18 protein-coding genes are annotated in these 25,274 nt (G+C 70.6%); 4 read left to right on the top strand and 14 right to left on the bottom strand.

Annotated features, from left to right (window positions below; all coding sequences use genetic code 11):
• Window positions 1-154: 154 nt before the first annotated feature.
• From ABII15_RS28860 to ABII15_RS28835, 6 genes are all read right to left on the bottom strand, one after another.
• Entirely contained in the window at window positions 155-1,690 is a 1,536-nt protein-coding gene (locus ABII15_RS28860) for an RNA polymerase sigma factor (RefSeq protein ID WP_353945178.1), read from the bottom strand.
• Between the two features lie 690 nt (window positions 1,691-2,380).
• A complete protein-coding gene (locus ABII15_RS28855) occupies window positions 2,381-3,265 on the bottom strand; it encodes a FadR/GntR family transcriptional regulator (RefSeq protein WP_353945177.1) in 885 nt (294 codons plus the stop codon).
• A 163-nt stretch (window positions 3,266-3,428) separates the two neighbouring features.
• Window positions 3,429-5,504 carry an ABC transporter ATP-binding protein gene (locus ABII15_RS28850; RefSeq protein WP_353945176.1) on the bottom strand — a complete coding sequence of 692 codons (2,076 nt, stop codon included), beginning with the start codon at window positions 5,502-5,504 and terminating at the stop codon, window positions 3,429-3,431.
• Between the two features lie 220 nt (window positions 5,505-5,724).
• Complete coding sequence (locus ABII15_RS28845) at window positions 5,725-6,504, bottom strand: NUDIX hydrolase (protein ID WP_353945175.1); 780 nt, start codon at window positions 6,502-6,504, stop codon at window positions 5,725-5,727.
• A 105-nt stretch (window positions 6,505-6,609) separates the two neighbouring features.
• Entirely contained in the window at window positions 6,610-8,529 is a 1,920-nt protein-coding gene (locus ABII15_RS28840; protein ID WP_353947237.1) for a glycogen debranching N-terminal domain-containing protein, read from the bottom strand.
• Between the two features lie 596 nt (window positions 8,530-9,125).
• The gene (locus tag ABII15_RS28835) at window positions 9,126-10,592 is read right to left on the bottom strand and encodes a DUF4192 domain-containing protein (RefSeq protein ID WP_353945174.1); all 1,467 of its coding nucleotides are present in this window, start codon (window positions 10,590-10,592) and stop codon (window positions 9,126-9,128) included.
• A gap of 133 nt (window positions 10,593-10,725) precedes the next feature.
• Between ABII15_RS28835 and ABII15_RS28830 the strand changes: the two genes are divergently transcribed.
• Both ABII15_RS28830 and ABII15_RS28825 read left to right on the top strand, forming a co-directional pair.
• Window positions 10,726-12,888 (top strand): RecQ family ATP-dependent DNA helicase, encoded by a 2,163-nt coding sequence (locus ABII15_RS28830; protein WP_353945173.1) that lies wholly within the window; start codon window positions 10,726-10,728, stop codon window positions 12,886-12,888.
• A gap of 223 nt (window positions 12,889-13,111) precedes the next feature.
• Complete coding sequence (locus ABII15_RS28825) at window positions 13,112-13,750, top strand: hypothetical protein (RefSeq protein ID WP_353945172.1); 639 nt, start codon at window positions 13,112-13,114, stop codon at window positions 13,748-13,750.
• 82 nt (window positions 13,751-13,832) lie between these two features.
• Here the strand turns inward: ABII15_RS28825 and ABII15_RS28820 are convergent, their stop codons facing one another.
• The 3 genes from ABII15_RS28820 to ABII15_RS28810 all read right to left on the bottom strand — a co-directional run bounded on the left by ABII15_RS28820 (window position 13,833) and on the right by ABII15_RS28810 (window position 15,916).
• Window positions 13,833-14,468: a hypothetical protein gene (locus ABII15_RS28820; protein WP_353945171.1), complete on the bottom strand. Its 636-nt coding sequence runs from the start codon at window positions 14,466-14,468 to the stop codon at window positions 13,833-13,835.
• 68 nt (window positions 14,469-14,536) lie between these two features.
• Complete coding sequence (locus ABII15_RS28815; RefSeq protein ID WP_353945170.1) at window positions 14,537-15,238, bottom strand: ribonuclease HII; 702 nt, start codon at window positions 15,236-15,238, stop codon at window positions 14,537-14,539.
• Window positions 15,239-15,289: 51 nt separating this feature from the next.
• Entirely contained in the window at window positions 15,290-15,916 is a 627-nt protein-coding gene (locus tag ABII15_RS28810) for a TetR/AcrR family transcriptional regulator (RefSeq protein WP_353945169.1), read from the bottom strand.
• A 461-nt stretch (window positions 15,917-16,377) separates the two neighbouring features.
• Here ABII15_RS28810 and ABII15_RS28805 point away from each other — a divergent pair, with 461 nt between their 5' ends.
• Window positions 16,378-17,895, top strand: a complete 1,518-nt coding sequence (locus tag ABII15_RS28805; protein WP_353947236.1) for an MFS transporter — start codon at window positions 16,378-16,380, stop codon at window positions 17,893-17,895.
• A 129-nt stretch (window positions 17,896-18,024) separates the two neighbouring features.
• Here the strand turns inward: ABII15_RS28805 and ABII15_RS28800 are convergent, their stop codons facing one another.
• The 3 genes from ABII15_RS28800 to ABII15_RS28790 form a co-directional block, all read right to left on the bottom strand.
• Window positions 18,025-18,939: an ADP-ribosylglycohydrolase family protein gene (locus ABII15_RS28800; protein WP_353945168.1), complete on the bottom strand. Its 915-nt coding sequence runs from the start codon at window positions 18,937-18,939 to the stop codon at window positions 18,025-18,027.
• Between the two features lie 12 nt (window positions 18,940-18,951).
• On the bottom strand, window positions 18,952-19,611 hold the full coding sequence (locus tag ABII15_RS28795; protein WP_353945167.1) for a histidine phosphatase family protein: 660 nt from the start codon (window positions 19,609-19,611) through the stop codon (window positions 18,952-18,954).
• 99 nt (window positions 19,612-19,710) lie between these two features.
• Window positions 19,711-20,316, bottom strand: coding sequence for a YdbC family protein (locus ABII15_RS28790; protein ID WP_353945166.1), 606 nt, complete (start codon window positions 20,314-20,316; stop codon window positions 19,711-19,713).
• 237 nt (window positions 20,317-20,553) lie between these two features.
• Here ABII15_RS28790 and ABII15_RS28785 point away from each other — a divergent pair, with 237 nt between their 5' ends.
• Window positions 20,554-21,090 (top strand): TerD family protein, encoded by a 537-nt coding sequence (locus tag ABII15_RS28785; RefSeq protein WP_353945165.1) that lies wholly within the window; start codon window positions 20,554-20,556, stop codon window positions 21,088-21,090.
• 105 nt (window positions 21,091-21,195) lie between these two features.
• On the opposite strand, the gene ABII15_RS28780 is transcribed toward ABII15_RS28785, so the two are convergent.
• Window positions 21,196-24,090: a vitamin B12-dependent ribonucleotide reductase gene (locus ABII15_RS28780; RefSeq protein ID WP_353945164.1), complete on the bottom strand. Its 2,895-nt coding sequence runs from the start codon at window positions 24,088-24,090 to the stop codon at window positions 21,196-21,198.
• A 137-nt stretch (window positions 24,091-24,227) separates the two neighbouring features.
• Window positions 24,228-24,782, bottom strand: coding sequence for a transcriptional regulator NrdR (gene nrdR / locus ABII15_RS28775; protein ID WP_353945163.1), 555 nt, complete (start codon window positions 24,780-24,782; stop codon window positions 24,228-24,230).
• Window positions 24,783-25,274: the final 492 nt, after the last annotated feature.

The following is a 25,274-nucleotide window of genomic DNA, read 5'->3' as shown; positions in this document are numbered from 1 at the left end:
CCTCACTCTGGGTTGCAGTGGCACACCCAGAGTGATTCACCGGCGGGTCGCACGCATCGCGAGGATCGGCCCACAGCCCCGTACGCAGAAGGCCCGGCACTCTCCCTCGCGAGAGGCGTGCCGGGCCTTCTGACGGCCGTACAGGAGCTTGTGACTAGTCGAGGTAGTCGCGCAGGACCTGCGAACGCGACGGGTGACGCAGCTTCGACATCGTCTTGGACTCGATCTGGCGGATGCGCTCACGCGTGACGCCGTAGACCTTGCCGATCTCGTCGAGGGTCTTCGGCTGACCGTCGGTGAGACCGAAGCGCATCGAGACGACGCCCGCCTCGCGCTCGGAGAGGGTGTCGAGCACGGAGTGCAGCTGCTCCTGGAGGAGCGTGAAGCTGACCGCGTCGGCCGGGACCACGGCCTCGGAGTCCTCGATGAGGTCACCGAACTCGCTGTCGCCGTCCTCGCCCAGCGGAGTGTGCAGGGAGATGGGCTCGCGGCCGTACTTCTGGACCTCGATGACCTTCTCGGGGGTCATGTCGAGTTCCTTGGCCAGCTCCTCCGGGGTGGGCTCGCGGCCCAGGTCCTGGAGCATCTGGCGCTGCACACGCGCGAGCTTGTTGATGACCTCGACCATGTGCACCGGGATACGGATGGTGCGGGCCTGGTCGGCCATGGCGCGGGTGATCGCCTGACGGATCCACCAGGTGGCGTACGTGGAGAACTTGTAGCCCTTGGTGTAGTCGAACTTCTCGACCGCGCGGATCAGACCGAGGTTGCCCTCCTGGATGAGGTCCAGGAAGAGCATGCCGCGGCCGGTGTAGCGCTTGGCCAGGGAGACCACCAGACGGAGGTTGGCCTCCAGGAGGTGGTTCTTGGCACGGCGGCCGTCCTCGGCGATGATCTCCAGCTCGCGCTTGAGCTTGGGAGCGAGCTTGTCGGCGTTGGCCAGCTTGTCCTCGGCGAACAGACCGGCCTCGATGCGCTTGGCGAGCTCGACCTCCTGCTCGGCGTTGAGCAGCGGGACCTTGCCGATCTGCTTCAGGTAGTCCTTGACGGGGTCGGCGGTGGCGCCGGCGGCGGCGACCTGCTGGGCAGGCGCGTCGTCCTCGTCCTCGTCCGACAGGACGAAGCCCTGGCCCTCGGGAGTCTCCTCGTCGCCGGCCTTGCCGGTCGCGGGGGTCTCCTCGGTCGCCTCGTCCTCGAGAAGCTCGTCGTCCTTCTTGCCCGCCGTCTTCTTCGCGGCGGTCTTCTTGGCGACCGTCTTCTTGGCGGTGGCCTTCTTGGCGGTCGCCTTCTTCGCCACGGCCTTCTTCGCGGGCGCGGCTTCGTCGGCGGCGGCCTCGGCGGTCGTCGACTCGGGCGTGGTGGTCGCGGCGACCCTCTTGGCGGTGACCGTCTTGGCCGCGACAGTCTTGGTGGCGGTGCGCTTGACCGGACTCTTGGCTGCGACGCTCTTTCGGGGACGCTTGGGCTCAGCGGCACTGACCATCAGCGTCACACCCTCTTCCTCGAGGATCTGGTTGAGGCTGCGCAGAACGTTCTTCCACTGAGTGGCCGGAATCTGGTCGGCTTCGAACGCACGGCGCACGTCGTCGCCGGCGATCTGGCCATCAGCCTTTCCCCGCTCAATGAGCGCCATGACAGAGACGGACTCGGCGATCTCCGGCGGGAGCGTACGGGATGTGCTGGCCGACACGAACAACCTCTCGGAACGTTGGAAAACGGCTTCCGGCCCCGTCCTGTGTGGACCGGAGCCGACGACCGCCGACTTGGGGATGGGCCGACGGCGTGGGCGGGGACCGGGGAGATAGTCAGCGCCGCAAGCGGCTGCCGTATTCCCTCCTCGGCTGTCACCTCTTAGGTCATCGCGCTGCCCCGAGGAGCGTTACGCCCAATCTGCGTGGCCCGAGTCACACCCCGTAAGCGGTCAAAAACTGACGGATACGGGCAGATGCGGTCACCCCACGAGCTCCCACAGTCGCTCGACGAACCCCGGCGCCCAGGGCCTGTCCGGCGGATCAGGTCGCAGTCGGTCGGCCCGCGCGTTTCTGTGCCGGTGAGCGGGGTCTGGTGCGTCGAGATGCAAGGCGGAGGAGGGCGTCGACGCGGAGCGTCGGCAACCGACGACAACGCCGCAGGTCGGCGTGCCGGACCCCGCGCCCGCGACAAGATCCGCCGGACAGGCCCTAGGCCCGGCGAATCCCTCAACGACCGAGTCGCCGGATCGTGCCCGCTTCCCCGCACCCGAGGCACGCGGCGGGACCGTCCGGCGACACCTGGTCGCGACTCCTCTTCGGTGCGGTGCTCCGCTTCGGTGCGGCACTCCGCTTCGGTGCGATGCTCCGCTTTGGTGCGGCGCTCCGCTTTGGTGCGGCGCTCCGCGCGCTCAGTGCTCGCGCGGGGCGGGAACCACGCGCTCCCCCTCGGGGTGGACGGTGAGCAGGTGGCGCATGGCGGCCTCGGCACCGGTGCCGTCACCCGCGGCGAGCGCGTCGACGATGCGCGCGTGGTGGCCGATCGCCGTCTCGTTCGGACGGTCACAGCCGGTGACAGGGCCACCGGAGACCTGAAGGGCGGCCGAGACGATGCCGGAGAGGTGCTCCAGCATCCGGTTGCCGGCGAGCTGGATCAGCAGCGAGTGGAACTCGGCATCGGCCCGGGAGAACGTGATCGCGTCCCCCTGGCCCAGGGCGTGCCCCATGATCTCGACCATGTCGGCAAGGCGCTGCTGCACGTCCTCACGGCCGTGACCGGCGGCGAGCCGCGCGGCGAGCGGTTCGATCGTCCAGCGCAACTCGTTCAGCTCACGGCGCTGGTCGTCGCGCTGCGGGCCGAAGGCGCGCCACTCGATGATGTCCGGGTCCAACAGGTTCCAGTCACTGACCGGACGCACGCGCGTGCCGACGTTCGGCCGGGCGCTGACCAGGCCCTTGGCCTCGAGGACGCGAAGGGACTCGCGGACGACGGTGCGGGACACCTCGAAACGCTGGCCGATCTCCTCGGGCACCAGCGGGCGGTCGGCGCCCAGGTCGCCGGAGACGATCATCTGCCCGAGCTGCTGGACGAGTTGACCGTGCAGACCGCGGCCCCGGTTGCCCGTGGCACGCCGGCCGACGCGTCCCAGTTCATGGTCCGTGCTGTCCCAGGCGGAGGCACCGACTCTGTCGGCGGCCGACTCGGGGAAGGGGTAGCGGTCGAGTTCGCCCGGTCCGGCGAGGCCGGAGTCGGCGGAGCGGGCGGCGGTCATCATGGTGTGCGCAAGGGTACTCACGGAATCTGTTGTCGGCGCTGTTCCCAACTCCCTTGAGGTCTTTGGTGAAAAGCACACGAAAGGGTGATCGCCGCCCTCGCCGCAATTGACGCCTTATCGGAAAGAAATGGGCGTTCCAGAAGGAGTTGCGAACAAGGCGTCGCCGGAAGGCCCTGGACGCCCGTCATCGCACCTTGGGACGCAGCACCGTGAGCAGATATACGCAGAGCAGCGCCGTCAGCGACAACATCAGCGCGCCGCCGACCGGTTGCGCGATCATCCGCACTCCGGCCGCGACGAACCGCTCCGCGCCGAAGGGCCAGTGCAGCGGAGCGAGTTCCCGGAGCCGTCCCGGCAGCCCCGCCGCCGTTCGCACAGATGGACCCTCAAGGGCCTTTTGTACGAGTGGCACGATGACGATCGGAACCGCCACCACGGCGGCGAGACCGGCTGCCGTCGAGCGGAAGACTCCGGACGCCAGAACACCGGCCCACGCGCAGGCCACGACCAGCGCGACCCAACTTGCGGTCAGCGAGAGCCAGTCGGCGGGAACCTGGGTGAGCTCCTGTCCGTATACGAGGTGGAGCAGCGCGGCGTCGCAGCCGACGACGAGGACGGCCATGAGCACGGCTGTCGCCGCGCCGACGGCGAGTTTGGCCGCGAGCAGCCCCAGGCGGTGCGGGACGGTGCCACGGTCGGCGGCGAGGGCGGGGTGGCGGAACTCGTCGCCGAAGGCGAAGGCACCGAGCAGCCCCGCCCCCACGGCGGCGGGCGGCAGGGGCAGCGCCTGGGGCCACGCGGCCAGAAGCAGCGGCTGCGGCGTGTGCCCCGCGCGCGCGAGCAGTACGGCGATGAGTGCGGAGACGGCGACGACGAGCGCCGCGGTGACGTAACCGGTGGCGATGCCGGTGGCCCGGCGCAGCTCGTAGCGCAGCGGGCGCAGGGGGCTGCGGGCGGGGCGGACCGTGATGGGGGGAGGCAGCGAGGGCAGTGCCGCGGCGGGGGTCCGAGGGGTGGCCGCGGCGCCTTCCATGTGTCCACCGGTCGTGGTGGTTCGGGCGCTCGCGGCCCGCGACGTCGTGCCGACGAGCGGCACGAAGGTGCTGGTGGCGCCGGAGGCGTCGGACGGTGGCTCGGTGGTGGGAGTGAGGGGGAGGGTGTCGGGCGGGGTGTGGACCTGTGGGGTGTCGGCGCGAGGGGTGTGGGCGAGGCCCCGAGCGTGGGTGTCGGCCCCGGTCGCGGCCCCTGCCCCGGCCTCCTGGCCGGAAGAGGTGGGGAGGGGGTGTTCCGTCGGGCCGTCGGCTGTGAGGTCGGCCTCGACCGCGCGATCGGCGGCCGCAACCGCATCCGCATTCGCGTCGGCGAGGGGGGACAACGCCACCAAGGGGCCCGCGTCCCCGGTCTCGTCGGCGAGTTGGTGCACGAGGATGTTGTGCCGGAAGGCGGTCTCGCCCACGTCCGCGCAACTGCTGCCGTAGACCGACAGCCGGCTGCCGTCCTCGGTGACGACCTCGACGGAGCGTTTCGCCGTGCGGGCCTCCTTGGCCAGCAGGACGCCGAGCCGCGCGGCGTGCGGGCTGCGGACGGCGACCCGGGGCCGCAGTCTGGTGCGCGCGAAGGCGGTGACGTCCTGGTCCGCGACCACTCTGCCGTCGTCGAGGGTGACGACACGGTCGGCGGTCCGCGCCGCCTCCTTGGCGTCGTCGGTGGTGAACAGCACCGTGCCGCCGACCGTCGCGTGCGCCCGCAGGATCCCGTGCAGCCACGTGCCCTCGCGGATCGACAGTCCGTCCGCCGGGCCGTCGAGGACCAGTGTGTGCGGATCGGCGAGCAGCGCGCAGGCCAGGCCGAGGCGCCGGTCCATGCCGCGCGACAGGGCGCCCAGCCGTAGATCGCGCAGGCTGACGAGCCCCACGACCTCCAGCACCTCGTCGGCGCGCTGGACAGGGACACCGGCCGCGGAGCAGAGCATGCGGAGTTGGCCGCGGACGGTACGGGCCGGGTGTCCCGGCACATCGCCGAGCAGCACACCCACTTCGCGTGCCGGATGGGTGATGCGATGCAGGGGGCGGCCTCTAAAGTAGGTGACACCACGGCCCTGTTGGAGTTCGAGCATCAGCCGCACCACGGTCGTCTTGCCCGCTCCTCGGGCGCCGAGCAGGGCTGTCACACGGCCCGTCCCGGCCTCGAAGGACACGTCGTCGACCGTGGGCGGACTCTCCTTGCGGGCGGTGCTGGTCAGTCCGATGGCCTGGATCATCGCTTCTCTCGCAGGATGGGCGACCGCTCGGCGGCCGGGGCCCGTCCGCCGGTTCCCTGGCAGGCGAACCCCGTGGGTACCACAGCAAGATAACGCGACATTTCTGTCATTTAGGGCAGGGTGACGGCTCAGGTGTCCGAAAAAACACCGGCCGGAATTCCGCCCTCGCCCTCGCGACCGGAGCGCGGCCCCGAACGGCGCCGCCGCGCCCGCGAGTTGGTCAGACCTCGGGCCGCAGCATCGGCGGATTGAGCAGGGTGGCGCCGCCCGCGCGGAAGAGCTGGGCGGGACGGCCTCCCTGGCGCGTCGTCGTACCGCCGGTGGGCACCAGGAAGCCGGGCGTCCCCGTCACCTTGCGGTGGAAGTTGCGCGGATCGAGGGCGACGCCCCACACCGCTTCATAGACCCGGCGCAGCTCGCCGACGGTGAACTCCGGCGGGCAGAAAGCCGTGGCCAGCGAGGAGTACTCGATCTTCGAGCGGGCCCGCTCGACCCCGTCGGCCAGGATCCGGGCGTGGTCGAAGGCGAGCGGCTCGGCCTGCTCTCCCTCGCGTCCGTACCCGCTCTGCTTCAACAGGGCCTCGACCGGGGCCCAGCGAGCGCTGTGCGCGTCTCCGCCCGCCCGCGGTGCCGGCAGGTCGGGCGCGAGTGCCAGGTGGGCGACGCTGACCACGCGCATCCGCGGATCCCGCTTCGGATCGCCGTAGGTGGCCAGTTGCTCGAGGTGCGCGCCGTTGTCCTGCGCGGGCGCGTCCGGGTCGTGGGCGCACAGGCCCGTCTCCTCGGACAGCTCGCGCGCGGCCGCGGCGGTCAGGTCCTCGTCGTCCCGCACGAAACCACCGGGCAGGGCCCAGCGCCCCTGGAACGGCGGCTCCCCACGCCGCACCGCCAGCGCGCACAGGGAGTGCCGGCGCACGGTCAGCACGACCAGGTCGACGGTGACGGCGAAAGGCGGGAAGGCCGACGGGTCGTAGGGCGACGACGGGTCGTAGGGCGACATGGAACGATCATAGTCGTCTGCCTGACGATAAACACTCCCTTCGCCTGTGGTTCCCCACCGGGTCGGCGCTCGATGTCGGAGTTCTCGCAGTGGCCCTCGGAGCCCTCACACCCCCAATTGCAGACTGTCCGCGGCCTCCTCGACCATCCCGAGCCCCAATCGGCTGACCCGCGCGGAGAACGCGTGCCCTCCGACACTCAGCCCCGTCAGACCCAGCTCACCGAGCGGGGCCCCACGCACGGGCGACAGCGCCACCGTCCCGGCCGGCACATCCGGGCGGACACCGACGAGAGTGGCCACCAGATGCACGCCCGCGGCCGCGGCGACGGCGGCCGGTCTGCAGGCGGCGGGGTGCGCCAGCGGGGCACCGCCCTCGACCCGCTGCTCCCCCGCGTACATCTCGGGCAGCCGGAGAGCGAACGCCTCCGCCGCGGCCAGAGTGCCGCGCAGCAACGACGCGGCCTCCTTCTCGTATCCGGCCGCTGAGAGGCCCGCGACCGCTACGGCGGTTTCGTGCACCCGCACCGCGCCGGTGCGGTGTCCGAATGGGTTGTAGAGCGGTTCCTTGACGTCGAGGGTGCGCAGCCCCCATCCCGAGTCGAGCCCGGGGCTGCCGAACAGCCGCGCCAGTTGCTCGGTCTGCACCTTGTCCAGGAGGCCCGGCGCGTAGGCGCCGGCGCCGAGCAGCCCGGTGTCCAGCAGGTGCGCGGCGCCGCTGCCCAGGTGCGGGACCGGGCGACCGGAGGCGGTGCGGGCTGCCGCAGGCCGGCCGCCGCCCCGGTCGTCCACCCAGAAGTCCTCTCTGAATCGTCGTCTCAGCTCCTCCGCCCATTGCCGCAGCTCCCCTGCTCCGGGTCTGCCGTACGCGTCGAGCAGGTCCGCGCCGACCAGCGCGGCCCGGTGCGCGTGCGCCTGCGTCTCGCAGCGCAGCGGGCCACCCGGACCCGGGTCCGGCACGTACGGCCCTTCGCGGGCGCTGCTGCGCAGCCACTGCAGACACCGCTCGGCGGCGGGGAGCAACTCGGCCGTCTCCTGCTCCGCGAGGCCCCAACGTCTGGCCTCCGCGAGAAGCACCGGGAACAGCAGAGTGGCCTCGACACCGGTGCAGCTGGGCGGGATCCGGGGACCCGCGTGCCGCAACGGTCCGGGCAGCCGGCCGAATTCCACTCCTGGCCGCGTCAGTTGCGTGCGGGCGAGTGCGCGCAGCGTGCCGGCGGCCAGCCGGGTGCCCAGAGGGAGCGCCATCCTGGCGGCGGCCAGCGACTCCGCCGGGGCCGGGCCGCACCGCCACGGCGCCCCCGCCGCGAGGTGGACGTCCGACGGATGTGCGGGGTCGCGCACCAGCAGCGCCTGGAGATCGTCGACACAGGTCCGCAGCAGCGGCTCCACCCGTGGGTCGTCGCCGTGCGCCTGGGCTCCGGCGAACGGCCTGACCGTGTTGTGGCCCGCGCTCCTGCCGCTGCCCGCGCCGTCCGCTCGAATCCGCAGCTCTACGGTGCGGGCACCGCCCGGCGGCAGTTCGAACTCCCAGCGCAGCAGGCCGGCCGAGGCGAGGGCGTCCGTGGGCGCCGGTGCCGCCGTGACCACAGCGTGCCCAGTGGGCGAGGACCAGCGCAGTCCGGCATCGTGGACCATCGCGGGCAGCTCGCGCCCGGGCTGTCCGGCGGCCACCGCCCCGAGTTCGGCCAGGTCCGTGCCGAGCGACACCTCCAAGGGGACTCTCAGAGGCCGCAGCGCCGAGCTCTGGAGCGTGATCCGCTCGGTGCCGTCGGCGTGCCGGATCCGCTGGACGACGATGTCGGGGTCGGGTCCGGCGTCGGGGGACGCGCGCACCACGGCCACGAAACGGGCACGGTCGGCGGAGACCATACGAGCCTGTACGGCCACCGGCTCTCGGCCGAACACACGGATCTGGCAGCGGGACAGGAGCCGCCGTCCCCCGCGGTAAAAGCCCTCCAATCCCTGTGCGGTCAGCTGCCCCTGGTCCGAGGAGATCGCGAGTCCGGGAAGGGCCACGCAGATCAACGAGCGGTGCGTGGGTGGCAGTTCGCCGCTGCGGCGCGGGGTGGACGTGGGAGCGGGTGTCGGGGACGGCGACCGAGCAGGTCTGTTCGGTGCCGCGTCCGGGCCTGCGTGGGTCTGGGGCCGGGGCACTGCGCGCGCTTCGGCGAGGCGGTCCAGCCGGTGGTCGTCGTCCGGCGCCGAGCCCTCGAGCGGCCATGTCGCATCGGACGTCACGGCCTCTCTCCTCCTGCTTGCGACTCTCCTGCCGACCGTCCGCCTTCCGAGGGACGTGCCGCAGCATTCACCGGGCAGGGTGCGCCCCCGAATGCAGCCGCACTTACCGGATGGGGCGCGTCCCTGAACACGGTCCTGGGCAGGGCTCGGAATATGGGGCTGCCGCCTGGGGTGACGAGCCGTGGCTTCAACTCCCGCATGGGGCGCCTCCTTTCGCGCGCGGTCGCGCGAGGCGCCGGCATGCTGCCGGGCGACTGGACCTGAGGAGGCGAGCGGTGCGGCCCGGCCGTCGCTCCCGCTCCTCAGGTGAACGGAGCGCCCCCGCCCCAAGTAACGCCACAGAGCCATGAACCACCGCGGCCCGCCCATGGCCGCGGCCCTCCTCATCCGTCACCCCTGGACTGCGGACGTCCCGTACGCCGCCCCGAGGGCCGCCGCGACGCCCGCGTCCCCGCCCGGGCGGGCCGGGTGCCCGCTCCCGCACGTCGCTCGCCCCTGCGGCGCAGCGCCGCCGCCAGGCCACGGGCCGCCCGGGAGATCCCCGGGTCCGCCGCGCCACCAGGCACCGCGAGGGCCGGGCTCCTGGTGTCCTCGTCCGCGTCCTCCGGAGCCGGGCAGGGCGCCGCAGCCTCATCGGTCATACCCTCGGCCCCGACCTCCGGGGGCACGAGCGCGGCCGTCGCGTCGCCGACCGGCACGTCGCTCACCGCGGGCTCGGCCTCCCGGTCCGCCCGGATCCGGCGCAGTGACTGTCGCACCGGCTCCGGATCGACGCCCTCGGAGCGGGCCTGGTTGAGCAGCCGGGCGAACTTGTAGTGCGGATCGACGCCGAGCGCCATCTCCAGCGCATGGTCCGCCTCGACGGTGTCGCCGAGCGACCAGGCCACCCACCCGGCCAGGGTCAGCGGCGCCGCCGCATGCTCGCCGTACCCTCCGACGCACCGCCTGGCCAGGGCCCGCCACAGGCGAAGTGCCGCGGGGGCCTCCTCACCCTCCATCCACTCGGCCGCACGGTCCCTGGTCATCCTGTCCTGGAGCCCCAGGATCAGGGCGGCGGCCTCGTCGTGCGCGAGCAGTTCGTCGTCCCTCAGGTCCGCGTCCAGCGTGTCGTCGGCCCCCGGGGCGTCCGCGAGGCGGCGCAGGACGAGCCGGGCCAGGCCCAGGGTCTGTGCCTCCACCTCCTCGCGCGGCGCACCGGCGAGGATCCGGGGCACGAGATCCATCGCCGCCGCATCCAGGGCACGGGTCTGCTCGGGCACGAGGGCCGTCTCCAGGGGCGCGAGCCGCGCCGTCAGCTCGGCGACGGACTGCCGCACGTGAATGCCTGCGTAGGCGGCCGTCGCCGCCATCACCGATGTGCCGTCGGCCGCGATGGCGTTGCCCTCGGGCGGGCAGCAGTCGGGGCGTGGGCAGCAGTAGCTCCAGTACCGCCCGTCGGAGAGGCACAGCGCCTCGGTCACCGGCACGTCCAGGACCCCGCACTCGGTCCGCAACAGCTGGGCGAGCGGTCGAAGGCGCTCCACGACCGACGGGCCGGACGCTCCGCTCCGGACCGAAGCGTCCTGGCAGAGGAACGCGACGACGCTGTCCGGCCGCCCGTCCCTCCGCTCGCATCCACCGACCAGACAGCGGGCGAGCTGCTGGGCGACGGAGGGCCAGTCCTCGGATCGCTCGGGGATTCCCAGTCGCACCCGTCCGCCGAATCGCCCTTTGTAGAGGGCGACGAGAACGATGCTGTCGTCGGGCCGGAACCCGAGCAGGTACGGCAGCGCCTCCGCCAGTTCGCCGGCGGTACGCAGAGTGATCTTGGCCGCGCCGGACGCTCCGACGGGCTCGATGTGATTCGTCATGCGAGGACCATGCACCGGATTACAAGATTCCGGTTTAGCCTGTGGATAACCTCGATCAGGGACACGACACGAGTTGTCCACAGCTCGGCGGACTCATTCGCGCGATGTCAGTGCCATCGGGTTGCATGGGGGCATGAGCAACGAAGATCTGCGGACGGCGGCCGACACCGTGCTGGCCCGCCTCGTCGGCGACGCGACCGGCACGGCCCGGCTGCGCGAGGACCAGTGGCGGGCGATCGAGGCGCTGGTCGCCGATCACAGACGCGCACTGGTCGTGCAGCGCACCGGCTGGGGCAAGTCCGCGGTGTACTTCGTCGCGACGGCCCTGCTGCGCGAGCGGGGCAGCGGACCGACGGTGATCGTCTCCCCGCTGCTCGCCCTGATGCGCAACCAGGTGGAGGCGGCCGAGCGGGCCGGCATCCGCGCCCGGACGATCAACTCGTCCAACACGGAGGAGTGGGACTCCGTGCGGGCCGAGGTCACGGCGGGCGACGTGGACGTGCTCCTCGTCAGCCCGGAGCGGTTGAACAACCCCGATTTCCGGGACAACGTACTGCCTCAGCTCGCCGCGGCCACCGGCCTGCTGGTCGTCGACGAGGCGCACTGCATCTCCGACTGGGGCCACGACTTCCGCCCCGACTACCGACGGCTGCGCACGATGCTCGCCGACCTGCCGCAGGGCGTCCCGGTGCTGGCCACGACCGCGACGGCGAACGCGCGGGTGACAGCCGACGTCGCCGACCAGCTCGGTACCGGCGGCGGCTCGGACGCCCTCGTGCTGCGGGGTCCGCTCGACCGCGAGAGCCTCAGCCTCGGAGTGCTGCAGCTGCCCGACGCCGCGCACCGGCTGGCCTGGCTCGCCGACCACCTGAACGAGCTGCCGGGGTCCGGGATCATCTACACCCTCACGGTCGCCGCCGCCGAGGAGGTCACCGCCTATCTGCGACAGTGCGGGCACGTCGTGACCTCGTACACGGGAAAGACCGAGAACGCGGACCGGCAGCAGGCGGAGGAGGACCTGCTGGCGAACAGGGTGAAGGCCCTGGTCGCGACCTCCGCGCTCGGCATGGGATTCGACAAGCCGGACCTCGGCTTCGTCGTCCACCTCGGTTCTCCGTCGTCACCCGTCGCGTACTACCAGCAGGTGGGACGCGCCGGGCGTGGCGTCGAGCACGCCGAGGTACTGCTGCTGCCCGGCAAGGAGGACGAAGCGATCTGGCGCTACTTCGCCTCCCTCGCCTTCCCGCCGGAGGAGCAGGTGCGTCGCACGCTGGATGTGCTGGCCCAGTCCGACCGGCCACTCTCGCTGCCGGCGCTCGAGCCGCTGGTGGAGCTGCGCCGCTCGCGCCTGGAGACCATGCTCAAGGTCCTGGACGTCGACGGCGCCGTGCACCGCGTGAAGGGCGGCTGGATCGCCACGGGACAGCCCTGGGTGTACGACACCGAGCGCTATGCGTGGGTCGCCAAGCAGCGAGAGGCCGAGCAGCAGGCGATGCGCGAGTACGCGACGACGACCGGCTGCCGGATGGAGTTCCTGCGCCGGCAGCTGGACGACGAGGAAGCGGCTCCCTGCGGCCGCTGCGACAACTGCGCGGGGGGCCGGTTCACCACCTCGGTCTCGTCGGCGGCGCTGGACTCGGCACGCGGCGAGCTCGGACGCCCAGGCGTGGAGGTGGAGCCCCGCAAGATGTGGCCCACCGGGCTCGCCGCGGTCGGCATCGACCTCAAGGGACGCATCCCGGCGAATGAACAGGCAGGGCCGGGCCGGGCCCTCGGCCGCCTCTCGGACATCGGCTGGGGCAACCGACTGCGCCCCATGCTCACACCACAGGCCCCGGACGGACCCGTCCCCGACGACGTGGCACGGGCCGTCGTGGAGGTGCTGGCCGACTGGGCCAAGGGCCCCGGTGGCTGGGCATCGGACGCCGCCGACGCTCCACCGCGCCCGGTGGGAGTCGTCACCATGGCCTCGCACACCCGACCGCAGCTCATCGACTCCCTCGGCGCGGGCATCGCCCAGGTCGGCCGGATGCCCCTGCTGGGACGCATCGAGTACGCACCGGACAGCGACACCACGCACATTCCCCGGAGCAACAGCGCACAGCGGCTGCGCGCCCTCGACGGCACCCTGACCCTCCCACCCCAGCTGGCCGAAGCGCTGGCACACGCGGGCGGCCCGGTACTGCTCGTGGACGACTTCACGGAGACCGGCTGGACACTGGCGATGGCCGCGCGACTGCTGCGCCGGGCCGGTGCGGAGGGGGTGTTGCCGCTGGTCCTTGCGATGCAGGGTTGACGCAGGCATCCCTGGCGCAACCTTTGGGCAGGGATATTGGCGACGCATCGCCAAATTACGGTCCCGAGCCCTAATTGCTCGTTGCCGTGCGCCAGTACGACGGGAAGAATTGGAGCTGCTCCCGCGCGGCTCCCCCGTGGTCCGGACAGAGCTCTGCCGCGGTGCGCTCCCCCAGTCCGACCCCGCCTGCCCTCCAGGGTGGCGTGTAGCCGAAGGGAGGATCGTGACCTTCGGATTCGCTCCGTCCTCGGCGACATCGATGCCCGCGTCCTCGATGCGCGCCGAGAGGTCCGCAGATTCCATCGACCGACCGACCAGGCTGCTGGAACCCGCGGAGTGGGCGGCAGCCGGAATCCCCCTGCTGCGCAATCCGCGCGAGGTTGTCAGCGGCCTGCACGCCCGCCACCGACCGATCCCGCGCACCGCCGTCGTGGCGGTGCTCGATCCGGAGGAACGGCTGCGCGCGAGCGCGTCGTTCACCCGCCGTGAGAACGGCACCGACGGCTGGACGTTCCGCAACGCCCTGCTGTCACAGCTGCGCCGGGTCATCCCGCACGACCTGCGCCGCCGCACCCCGGTCCGTACCGCCGTCCTGCTCTACTGCCGCGAGGGGGAAACCCACTGGACGGAGGAGGACGGTGCGTGGATGTGGGGGCTGCGCGACGCCTGCACGCTGCACGGCCTGCGCTGTGGGGCGTACATCACGATGACGCGTGACGGCTGGCAGGTCCTCGGTGAGGGGCGTGGCGGCCGCCGCCCCAGCGTCGGCTCCGTCGCGGAGGTTCTCGGCGGCGGCGAGCAGTCCGCGCCGCGCACCGGCGGCGCCGCGACGGAGATGCTCCGCCGCGCCGCGGCACGCTAGGACCGCGCGGCCGAGGCCACGCGTCGGCCTGCCGGGCTCCCCGGTCACCGTCGAACGGTGCGGGCAGCCGGCAAGCCGCGCGTCAGACCCCGGCGCCGAGCAGCGAGTTGATGCGCTGCGGGTCGCCGCAGACGACCAGCAGGGCACCAGCCCGGCCGAGCGCGATCGGCAGTGCGGTCGCGGCCGTCTCGTCGACGCCGCCGTTGAGGGCGACGACGACCACCGGGCGCGCGGCGGCACGGTCCAAGGCAGCGGCATCGGCGTAGAAGACGTCGTCGCCCGCGTCGTGCTGTGCCCAGTAGGCGGCCTCGCCGAACGACAGCTCGTGCGCGGCCCACGGGTGCGGGTCACCCGTGGTGATCACCAGCACCTCGCCCGGCGCGCGACCGGTGTCGAGCAGCAGGTCGACGGCTTCCTCGGCGGCGTCCAGCGCACCCTCGACCGAGGCCGGAATGAGCTGGATCTGCGGCTGGGCAGCCGAAGTCGAAGGGGTGGCAGGGGCGTTCGGCCCCGGCGTGGGGGACCCGGCCGACTCGCGCGGCGTGCGCTGCGCGGGCGGTGCGGGCCTTGCGGGACCCGGACGACCGGGTCGCGACGGCGCCGCGGGACGCGGGCCGGGAACAGGACGGGGGGTCGGCGCGGTGCGGCTGCTGGCCGGCGTGGCGCGGGGACCCTGGGCGCTCTCGTGAATCTGAGGCTCCTCGGGAATGAGAGGCATGGGTTGATATCTATCAAACGCGGGTGTGGTTCGCGCCAGCGGGTGGCACATCAGTGCGAACGCAAGAGTCAGAAGTCGAAGCCGAGCTGACCTTCGATCTCTGGAGCGCTTGCCTCCGCCCAGCTGCGGGCTTTCTTGAGGTGCCGCCACTGGGGCAGCGCATCAAGATACGCCCACGAAAGCCGGTGGTACGGGGTGGGGCCCCGCTCCTCCAGCGCGGCGCGATGCACCGGCGACGGGTATCCGGCATTGGCCGCAAACCCGAAGTCTGCATGGTCGAGGCCCAGTTCGGCCATCATTTTGTCGCGACGAACCTTGGCGATCACCGACGCCGCGGCGACGGCGATGCAGGAACGGTCACCCTTGATCACCGTACGTACCTGCCAGGGAGCACCCAGATAGTCGTGCTTCCCGTCGAGGATGACGGCGTCGGGCCGCACCGGCAGGCTCTCGAGAGCGCGGACGGCAGCGAGGCGGAGAGCCGCCGTCATGCCGAGGTCGTCGATCTCGTCGTGGGACGCGTGCCCCAAAGCGTGCGCGGTGACCCAGCCCTCCAGCTCGTCCGCGAGCGCCTCACGACGCTTGGGACTGATCAGCTTGGAGTCGGTGAGGCCCTCGGGCGGGCGGCGCAGCCCCGTGACGGCGGCACAGACGGTGACCGGTCCGGCCCAGGCACCGCGGCCGACCTCGTCGACACCGGCAATGATCTTGGCACCGGTGGTGGCGCGCAATGAGCGCTCGACGGTGTGGGTGGGGGCTTCGTACGGCATGGCGCCAGACAGCGTACGCCGCCGAGCCCGCGGCGCGACACCCGGCTCGCTTCAGTCCGCGTGCCGCAGCAGCAGAGGGACCATGACCTCGTCGATCAGCTCCACCAGATCCTCGTCCCGCCATTCGCTTCCGCACACTTTGGAGCGGTACATCATCATCGCCGGGATGACGTCGCACACAGAGGCGCCGACAGCGTCCTGGCGCACATCTCCTCGCGTGATTCCGCGGCTGATGACCTCCTTGATCAGCTCCACGCCGGGCTCGATGATCCCCTGGATGATCACGCTGTGGAAGCGCTCCGCGGTGAGGGTGTCGCATTCGTGAATGACGGAGAGGAGCGCGGAGCCGGGACGCGAGAACATGGCGTCACGCATCTGCCGGCACAGCTCCAGCAGGTCCTCGCGCACGCTGCCGAGGTCCGGCACGGAGTCCACCTGCGGGAGTCCGGCCTGGAGCGCGTCGACCACCAGGTCCTCCTTGGAGGGCCAGCGCCGGTACACCGCGGCCTTCCCGGTCTGCGCACCAGCGGCGACGCCCTCCATGGTGAGGCCGTTCCAGCCGACCGTGCTGAGCTGCTCAAGTGCGGCTTCGAGGATGGCCCGTTCCAGCACGGGGCCACGCCTGCGCAGGGCGGCGGCCGACCGAGCGGGGTCGGCCGTCCAGCGCGAAGTAACCATCGTCTTCTCTCCGTTGAGCGGTTCGGGAGCGGTCCGGACGCAGGTGGCGGGTTCGGCGAACGACCACGTTCGGCGAAGGGGACCCACCACCGCCGAGGCGATGCGGACGGGCACGTTCAGCAGCGCTCCCGCGGGGGATCCATGGTGACAACCTCTCCGTAGGAGCGAGATCAACGGGCCCGACCGGGCCCCGCCCTCCACCAGGATGTCAGGCGAGGGGACTTCTTTCGACGGCCCGGGCACGGAAATCACCAGGCCGCGGCCAGGGGCCGAACATGCCCGCACCAAGCATCCATCGGAGCCCTCAACCCCGGACCACCCCTTGGAGTCAACTCCGTTAGAGAACGCTTGTGTTCACCAAGGGTGGCTCGCTATGGTCGGGATTAGTGAACGCTCACGTTCACTACTTCGCTTCTGGGGGACATCCTGTGACGCACGATCAAATCCAGACGCACGACCCCATATCCACAGCGCCGAAACCGGCCGCGCGCTCACCCCGACCCGGTATCGCCCTCGCGGTGATCGCCGCCTGCCAGCTCATGGTGGTGCTCGACGCGACCATCGTGAACATCGCACTGCCGCACATCCAGACCGCACTCCACTTCTCGACGACCGACCTGACGTGGGTGGTCAGCGCCTACACCCTCACCTTCGGCGGAATGCTGCTGCTGGGCGGTCGGGCAGGCGACATCCTCGGCCGGCGCCGGGTCTTCATCACCGGCATCCTGCTCTTCACCTTCGCCTCGCTGCTCGGCGGACTGGCCCAGGAGCCCTGGCAGTTGCTGGCCGCGCGCGTGCTCCAAGGTGTAGGCGGCGCGATCGCCTCACCGACCTCGCTCGCCCTCATCACCACGACGTTCCCCGAGGGGCCCGAGCGGAACAGGGCGTTCGGCATCTTCGCCGCCGTCTCCGCGGGCGGCGGTGCCGTGGGGCTGCTGGCAGGTGGGGTCCTCACGGACTGGCTGGACTGGCGCTGGGTGCTGTTCGTGAACGTGCCGATCGGCATACTGATCGCCGCGCTCGCCCCGCGTTACATCAAGGAGTCCGAGCGCCACCCCGGCCGCTTCGACCTTACCGGCGCGCTCACCTCGACCCTCGGCATGGTCGCACTTGTCTACGGCTTCATCAGGGCCGCGTCCGACGGCTGGCGCGACGGGCTCACCCTGGGCGCGTTCGCCGCGGCCGTGGTGTTCCTGGCCGCCTTCGTCCTGGTCGAGTCCCGCGCCAAGGAGCCGATCACCCCGCTGCGGATGTTCGCGGACCGCAACCGCTCCGGCACATACGTGATCATGATCAGCCTGGCCGCGGCAATGTTCGGCATGTTCTTCTACATCGTGCTCTTCGTGCAGAACGTGCTGGGGTACTCCCCCATCCGCGCCGGTCTGGCCTTCCTTCCGGTCACCGTCGTGATCGCTCTCGGCGCGGGGATATCCCAGCGGCTGCTTCCGACGCTCGGCCCCAAGCCGTTCCTGATCACCGGCGCCACCCTGGTCACCATCGGTCTGGCATGGCAGTCGCTGGTCGACTCGGGCAGTTCCTACGTGAGCGGAGTACTCGGCCCAATGCTGATCTTCGGCTTCGGCATGGGGCTCAACTTCGTCACGGTCACCGTCACGGCCGTCTCCGGAGTGGCACCGCACGAGGCGGGCGCGGCCTCCGCCCTGCTCAACACGACGCAACAGGTCGGCGGCTCCCTCGGCCTGTCCATCCTGACCACGGTCTTCGGCACCGCCAGCCGCGACGAGGGGACCAAGCAGGTCACGTCGTTCATGTCCCAGGCGAGCCCGGAGCAGAAGGCCGCGTTCGCCAGAACGCACCAGTTGCCGGCCCCGTGGAGCCACGAGGTGCTCTCCCACGGGATATCCACGGCGTTCATCCCGGCGGCCGCCATGGGTGTGCTCGCCCTCGTCGTCGCCACGGTCGTCATCCGCGTACGCAAGAGCGACATGGAGTCGCTCAGCGGCGCTCCGGCCCTGTAGCCGACGGTCGCGGGTCCGGTCCCCCGGTTACGGCCGCGATGCCCGGCCCGCTCCTGTCACCAGGAGCGGGCCGGGCACGTGGTCACCACGGCACGGTTCGTCGTACGTGCCCGACAAGGCCCGGGTCGCTCAGAGGGACGACGCGGCGGGAGCCCACTGCGGCAGCGGCTCCGTACGCCCGACCCACTCGGGCGAGGGCTGTCCGCCCTGCCCGGAGGCGACGACTCCGCCCACGATCGCGCAGGTCGTGTCCAGGTCTCCACCCACCTGAGCGGTGCTCCAGAAAGCGCCTTCGAAGTCTCCGAGCCCGCGCGCCGCGGACCAGAGGGCGAACGGAACGGTGTCGTGCGCGGTCGTCCGCCGCCCGCAGCCGAGCACCGCGGCGACCGTGCCCGGATCGCCGTAGTCGAGCATGTCCCTGGCACGGCGCAGACCGGCCTGCACCGCGCTGCGCGGCACCAGCGCAATCACTCCGTCGAGCAGGCCGTGCGGGGTCGGTGGCGGTCCCTGCGGGGCGGCCACCAGCGCCGCGGCGGCGGCCACGGCCATCGCCCCGACGACGGCCTCGCGATGCTGGTGCGTCGGATACGCCGAGATCTCGGCCTGGTGCGTGGCCTGCTCGGGGTCGTCGGCGTAGTAGGCGCCGAGCGGGGCGATCCGCATCGACGCCCCGTTGCCCCACGACCCCTGTCCGTTGAACAGCGCGGACGCGAGAGCGCGCCAGTCGCCGCCTTCACGGACCTGGCGCAGCAGCCGGTTGACGGCGGGTCCGTAGCCCCGGTCGAAGTCGTGGTGCTCCGCGAAGGAGCGTGCCAGGTCGTCCTGGTCGATCCGGTCGTGAGCGGCCAGGACGGCGACCACGGAGCACGCCATCTCGGTGTCGTCGGTCCACTGCCAGGTGCCGTCGGGCAGAGCGCGGCGCTTGAGCAGCGGATAGTTCGCGGGGACAAAGAACTGGGACCCCAGCGCGTCTCCCACGGAGAGTCCACGCAGGCTGGCCAGGGCGCGGTCCATGCGCCGGTCGGGAGAGGAGTCAGCGATCATCGCCCTGCCACTCTATCCGGTGGCTCCGTAGGGCCTCGGTTCACACCATCGTTCGAATGCACGGTCGAGTGCGTACTTTCCGTTCTCCCCAAGAACGAGCGACCTCGTCTCGGCGTTCCCCGGATTCGACAGCGACTCGAAGTCCTGGACGGTCCAGTGGAACCACCGCATGCAGAACAGTCGCATGGTCAGGCCGTGCGTCACGAGGAGCACGTTCGGCGGATGGTCGGGGTCCTCGAAGCTGCGGTAGAGGCTCTCGAGGAAGGCGCCGACCCTGTCGTACACGTCCGCTCCGGACTCGCCCTGCGCGAAGCGGTAGAAGAAGTGCCCGTAGGCGTCGCGATACACCTTCTGGAGCCGTACGTCGTCGCGGTCCTGCCAGTTTCCCCAGTCCTGCTCCCGCAGGCGCGGCTCCTCCCGCACCCGCACCAGGTCGGGATCGAGGCGGAAGGCGCGGAACGTCTCGTGCGTACGCCGGTAGGGCGAGACGTAGACGCTCACCCGCTCACGGCCGAACAGGTCGCGCAGTTCCTTTCCGGTCTCCTCGGCCTGCCGCCAGCCGGTGTCGGTGAGCGCCAGAGCGTGGTCCGGTTCGCGCTCGTAGACGGTGTCGTCGGCGTTCCCTTCGGATTCGCCGTGCCGGACGAGGACGATGCGCCGCGGTCGTGCCATACCTCGACCCTAGATCGGATCGGTCCGGTTCGAGCACTCGTACGGCCCATCCGGCGTAGATCGAGCGGGACCGTGCGGCACGCGCGCGTGGTGACGCGCTCAGACCGTCCAGGTCGGCTCGAGTCGCACGATGTCACCGGAGACGTCGGAGACGTCGGCGTCCGTCTGAGCCCGCACGGACAGCCGCTCCACCCGGTCCACCTGGTACTTGCCGTGCTCGGCCGCCGACCGCCACATGGACAGGACCAGGAACTCCTCGTCGGACGCGGCGCCGAAGAGCCCTCGCACCATACCGGGCGAACCGGCCATCGCAGGGTTCCACACCTTCTGCTGCATCAAGGTGAAGTGCTCGGCCCGCTCGGGGTTCACTCGGCAGTGCGCCACCCGCACCACGTCCGCGTCCGTGAAGCGCGGCTCGAAGCCGGTCTTCACGTCGAAGCGGTAGTCGAAGAGCTTCACCCGCATGTCCTTGTACGTGCCGGACTGGCCGGCCGCGAGCCGGTCGTGGGCGCGTGCCATGAAGGAGTCGTAGAAGGCGCGGCTCTCCCAGAAGCCGAAGACATGGGCCACTTCCGGCCGCCGCCTGCTCCATCCCCCGCCCTGCCCCCGGAACCCCGGCTCCCCAAGGAGCCCCGCCCATTTCCGCTGTCCCCGCTCGAACCCCCGACGGTCCACCACAGTGCAGCGAATCCACTTGACCAGCACCGCGCCATCGTACGGCGCGGTGCGTGACGCGGGGTGACTCTCTGGTGCAGTGCTCACCTTCGCGCTCTTCTCCGCCCCCGGGCGGTCGGCATCACCTGGGGCATCACGCACCCGTCCCGGCCACCGCGGCGCGAACTCCGCTGTCGGGTCACGCGGACGGAGACGGGCTCACCGTTGTCGGTGGGACGACGTAGCGTGTGAGTAGCACTCAACATCGCACCGAGAAGGGGGAGTTCGGTGAGCAGTCTCCGCAAGGGGATCGAGAAGGTCGAGGTCGGTCTGAAGTGGGACCCGAGCCCGGTCGGTTCGCCACCCCACGACCTGGACCTGGTCGCGGCCGCGTACACCCGCGAGGACCCGCGTGGCACCCCGGCCTACGTCGTCCACTTCGACAGCCGCTCCCCGGACGGGACGATCGTCCTGAACCGGGACAGCAGGAACGGCCAGGGGTTCGGCTTCGACGAGGTCATGACGCTCGAACTGGACCGCCTGGGCGGGCAGTACGCCCGCGTGGTGGTCGGCGTCGCCCTCCAGCAGAACGAGCAGCCGTCCGACAGGCCGAAGACGTTCTGGGACGTGGCGAGCACGGCCGTACGCATACGCGAGGGCTACACCGATCTGTCGGAGCACGACCTCTCCGCGGTGGCGGCGCACTCGGCGACCACCGTCGCGGAGTTCACCCGGGACGCGGACGGCGAGTGGACCTTCCAGGAGGTCGTCCACGGCTTCGACGGCGACCTGAACGCGTTCACGTCCGCGATGGGCGCCCTGTAGCACCGCCGGTGGCCGCTCATGCCGAAGGGCGGCGGAACCACAGGGGTTCCGCCGCCCTCAGGTCAGCCGATCGGTCCGGCCGGGAGGCCGGACCGAACCGTCAGATCAGCTGCAACCGCTGGTCGAGCCGCAGCCCTCGCAGATGTAGCAGGAGCCGGCGCGCTGCATCTTCGTACCGCAGGAGAAGCAGAGCGGGGCGTCGGCCTGGATGCCCAGCTGCATCTCGACGAGCTCGGCACTGGTGTGCGCCTGCTGCGGAGCGGGCACCACGGCGGCGGCCTCGGCCTTCGGCGTCTCGACGGCCTTCAGCTCCTGGGCGAGCGGCGCCGACTGGGCCAGGCCCTCGACGTCGACCTCTTCCTCGGTGGGCTCGTACGAGCCCGTCTCCAGGTGGCGCTGACGCTCGTCGGCCGAGTGGATGCCGAGCGCGGAGCGCGTCTCGAAGGGCAGGAAGTCGAGCGCCAGGCGGCGGAAGATGTAGTCGACGATCGACTGCGCCATCCGCACGTCCGGGTCGTCCGTCATGCCGGCCGGCTCGAAGCGCATGTTGGTGAACTTCGAGACGTAGGTCTCCAGCGGCACGCCGTACTGGAGGCCGACCGAGACGGCGATGGAGAAGGCGTCCATCATGCCCGCGAGGGTGGAGCCCTGCTTGGACATCTTCAGGAAGACCTCGCCGAGACCGTCGTCCGGGTAGGAGTTGGCGGTCATGTAGCCCTCGGCGCCGCCGACCGTGAAGGAGGTGGTGATGCCGGGACGGCCCTTGGGGAGGCGCTTGCGTACCGGGCGGTACTCGACGACCTTCTCGACGGCCTCGCGGATCGTCGCCTCGGTCTTCGCGGTGACCTCGGTCTTCTCCTGCTCCTTCTTCTTGGCGGAGAGGGGCTGGCCGACCTTGCAGTTGTCGCGGTAGATGGCGAGCGCCTTGACGCCCATCTTCCAGGCCTCGAAGTAAACCTCCTCGACGTCCTCGACCGTCGCCGTCTCCGGCAGGTTGACGGTCTTGGAGAGGGCGCCGGAGATCCAGGGCTGGATGGCGGCCATCATGCGGACGTGGCCCATCGCGGAGATGGAGCGCTCGCCCATCGCGCAGTCGAAGACCTCGTAGTGCTCGGGCTTGAGGCCGGGGGCGTCGATGACGTTCCCGTTCTCGGCGATGTGCGCGACGATCGCCTCGATCTGCTCCTCCTGGTAGCCCAGGCGGCGCAGGGCCTGCGGGACGGTGCCGTTGACGATCTGCATCGAGCCGCCGCCGACCAGCTTCTTGAACTTGACCAGGGCGAGGTCGGGCTCGAGGCCGGTGGTGTCGCAGGACATCGCGAGACCGATGGTGCCGGTCGGCGCGATGACGGACGCCTGCGCGTTACGGAAACCGTTCTTCTCGCCGAGGCGGACGACGTCCTGCCAGGCCTCCGTGGCGGCGGCCCAGATCGGGTTGTCCAGGTCGTCCATGCGGACGGCCGCGGTGTTGGCGTCGGCGTGCTGCTTCATGACGCGCTGGTGCGGGGTGGCGTTCTTGGCGTAACCGTCGTACGGGCCGACGACCGCGGCCAGCTCGGCGGAGCGCTTGTACGACGTACCCGTCATCAGCGACGTGATGGCGCCGGCGAGGGCGCGGCCGCCGTCGGAGTCGTAGGCGTGGCCGGTCGCCATGAGCAGGGCGCCCAGGTTCGCGTAGCCGATGCCGAGCTGACGGAAGGCGCGGGTGTTCTCACCGATCTTCTCGGTGGGGAAGTCCGCGAAGCAGATCGAGATGTCCATCGCGGTGATGACCAGCTCGACGACCTTGGAGAAGCGGTCGACGTCGAAGGACTGGTTGCCCTTGCCGTCGTCCTTGAGGAACTTCATCAGGTTCAGCGAGGCGAGGTTGCAGGACGTGTTGTCCAGGTGCATGTACTCGCTGCACGGGTTCGAGCCGTTGATGCGGCCGGACTCCGGGCACGTGTGCCAGTGGTTGATGGTGTCGTCGTACTGGATGCCGGGGTCGGCGCAGGCCCAGGCGGCCTCGGCCATCTTGCGGAAGAGCGACTTGGCGTCGACCTCCTCGATGGTCTCGCCGGTCATGCGCGAGGTGAGGCCGAACTTGCCGCCCTCCTCGACCGCCTTCATGAACGCGTCGTTCACGCGGACCGAGTTGTTGGCGTTCTGGTACTGGACGGACGTGATGTCGTCGCCGCCCAGGTCCATGTCGAAGCCCGCGTCGCGCAGGGCGCGGATCTTCTCCTCTTCCTTCACCTTGGTCTCGATGAAGTCCTCGATGTCGGGGTGGTCGACATCCAGGATGACCATCTTGGCCGCGCGACGCGTGGCGCCACCCGACTTGATCGTTCCTGCAGAGGCGTCGGCACCGCGCATGAAGGAGACCGGACCCGAGGCGTTGCCGCCCGAGGACAGCAGTTCCTTGGAGGAGCGGATGCGGGAGAGGTTCAGGCCGGCGCCGGAGCCGCCCTTGAAGATCATGCCCTCTTCCTTGTACCAGTCGAGGATCGACTCCATGGAGTCGTCGACGGCAAGGATGAAGCAGGCGGAGACCTGCTGGGGCTGCGGCGTGCCCACGTTGAACCACACCGGGGAGTTGAAGCTGAAGATCTGGTGCAGGAGGGCGTACGCCAGCTCGTGCTCGAAGATCTCGGCGTCGGCGGGCGACGCGAAGTACTTGTAGTCCTCGCCGGCCTTCCGATACGTCTTCACGATGCGGTCGATGAGCTGCTTGAGGCTCACCTCACGCTGCGGGGTGCCCACAGCGCCGCGGAAGTACTTGCTGGTGACGATGTTGACCGCGTTCACCGACCAGAACTCGGGGAACTCGACGCCACGCTGCTCGAAGTTGATCGAGCCGTCGCGCCAGTTGGTCATGACGACGTCGCGATGCGCCCACTCCACCTCGTCGTACGGGTGCACGCCGGGGGTGGTGTGGATGCGCTCGATCCGCAGACCCTTGGTCGCCTTGGAACCCTTGGTACGGGAACCTCGTGCCGGGCCGCTCGCCGTCTCTGTCATGCCGCCTCCCATATATCAGGCTAAAACGCCTTAAAGTGCCTCGATCTTCCCGTGGCACTGTGTGTGTCTTGTGTTGCGGCCGCCGCTCTTGCCGCCCGCAACAGGTCTGTGGATCGCCGCCGCCCGGCCCCTGCCGGTCAGTCGGCGGCGTGTGCGGGCACAGGGACCACGGGGACACCGCCAATCCCTCCGGGCCCACTGTCGCCCTCTACGTACTCTCCGCCCGGGCCGTCCGCTCCCGCGCCGGGCGCATGTTCCCTCAGTTCCGCGATCGCCGACTCGAAGTCCTCCAGCGAGTCGAACGTCCGGTACACGGACGCGAAACGCAGATAGGCGACGAGGTCGAGCTCCTGAAGCGGGCCCAGTATGGCCAGGCCCACGTCATGAGTGGTCAGTTCGGCGCTGCCGGTGGCGCGCACCGCCTCCTCGACCCGCTGGCCGAGCACGGCGAGGGCGTCCTCGGTCACCGGCCGTCCCTGGCACGCCTTGCGCACGCCGTTGATGACCTTGGTGCGGCTGAAGGGTTCGGTCACCCCGCTCCGCTTGACCACCATCAGTGAGCAGGTCTCCACCGTCGTGAAGCGACGGGAGCAGTCCGGGCACTGACGGCGTCGGCGGATCGATGTGCCGTCGTCGGTGGTGCGACTGTCGACGACACGGCTGTCGGGATGCCTACAGAAGGGGCAGTGCATAACTCCCAACCCTCCTTCACGGCACGACGCTGTAGCCCCGAGAGGCTGATCCCGCCTCTCGCAGCAGCCCCAAGCATAGGTGATGACCACGGCCCTGGAAGACCGGGGACCACAACTTCTGGGCTGCTGTTGCAATCCAACCACTACATCTGGGGTTTGGTCGCTTTTCCGGCCCTAGCGCGTGTCGCGGACCCCAAGCCCTTGGCGCATGGCACACAGACCCCACAGGACACAGGCCCCAGCGGGGCGACGCACGCGAAAACGGGGGCGGTGCCTGATCGGTGGGGCGGTGAGTGGCAGACTGGGCGAGCCCGCTCGGCGGGTCTCGGTCCCGGCGGTGAAGAGTACCGGATTAAACCGAATTGCCGTTCTTCCGTGAGGGCAGCCATACACCTAGGCGCATGATCACAACAAGTAATCTGCGATTTTTCACTCGAACGTGTGTTTGGCGCAACCTTTCGAAAGGAACTACCGTTGGCTAGCTAGGGAGAC

Origin of the sequence: Streptomyces sp. HUAS MG91 (assembly GCF_040529335.1) — a bacterium.
In the GTDB taxonomy this organism is placed as follows: Bacteria; Actinomycetota; Actinomycetes; order Streptomycetales; family Streptomycetaceae; genus Streptomyces; species Streptomyces tabacisoli.
This window is presented reverse-complemented; position numbering and strand designations above follow the sequence as displayed.

Bases quoted from the DNA above. Each gene is read 5' to 3' on its own strand.
- ABII15_RS28780 (WP_353945164.1), bottom strand. From the start codon at position 24,090: ATGACAGAGACGGCGAGCGGCCCGGCACGAGGTTCCCGTACCAAGGGT.
- ABII15_RS28810 (WP_353945169.1), bottom strand. From the start codon at position 15,916: ATGGTTACTTCGCGCTGGACGGCCGACCCCGCTCGGTCGGCCGCCGCC.
- ABII15_RS28845 (WP_353945175.1), bottom strand. From the start codon at position 6,504: ATGTCGCCCTACGACCCGTCGTCGCCCTACGACCCGTCGGCCTTCCCG.
- nrdR (WP_353945163.1), bottom strand. From the start codon at position 24,782: ATGCACTGCCCCTTCTGTAGGCATCCCGACAGCCGTGTCGTCGACAGT.
- ABII15_RS28850 (WP_353945176.1), bottom strand. From the start codon at position 5,504: ATGATCCAGGCCATCGGACTGACCAGCACCGCCCGCAAGGAGAGTCCG.
- ABII15_RS28795 (WP_353945167.1), bottom strand. From the start codon at position 19,611: ATGGCACGACCGCGGCGCATCGTCCTCGTCCGGCACGGCGAATCCGAA.
- ABII15_RS28820 (WP_353945171.1), bottom strand. From the start codon at position 14,468: ATGCCTCTCATTCCCGAGGAGCCTCAGATTCACGAGAGCGCCCAGGGT.
- ABII15_RS28830 (WP_353945173.1), top strand. From the start codon at position 10,726: ATGAGCAACGAAGATCTGCGGACGGCGGCCGACACCGTGCTGGCCCGC.
- ABII15_RS28815 (WP_353945170.1), bottom strand. From the start codon at position 15,238: ATGCCGTACGAAGCCCCCACCCACACCGTCGAGCGCTCATTGCGCGCC.
- ABII15_RS28800 (WP_353945168.1), bottom strand. From the start codon at position 18,939: ATGATCGCTGACTCCTCTCCCGACCGGCGCATGGACCGCGCCCTGGCC.
- ABII15_RS28835 (WP_353945174.1), bottom strand. From the start codon at position 10,592: ATGACGAATCACATCGAGCCCGTCGGAGCGTCCGGCGCGGCCAAGATC.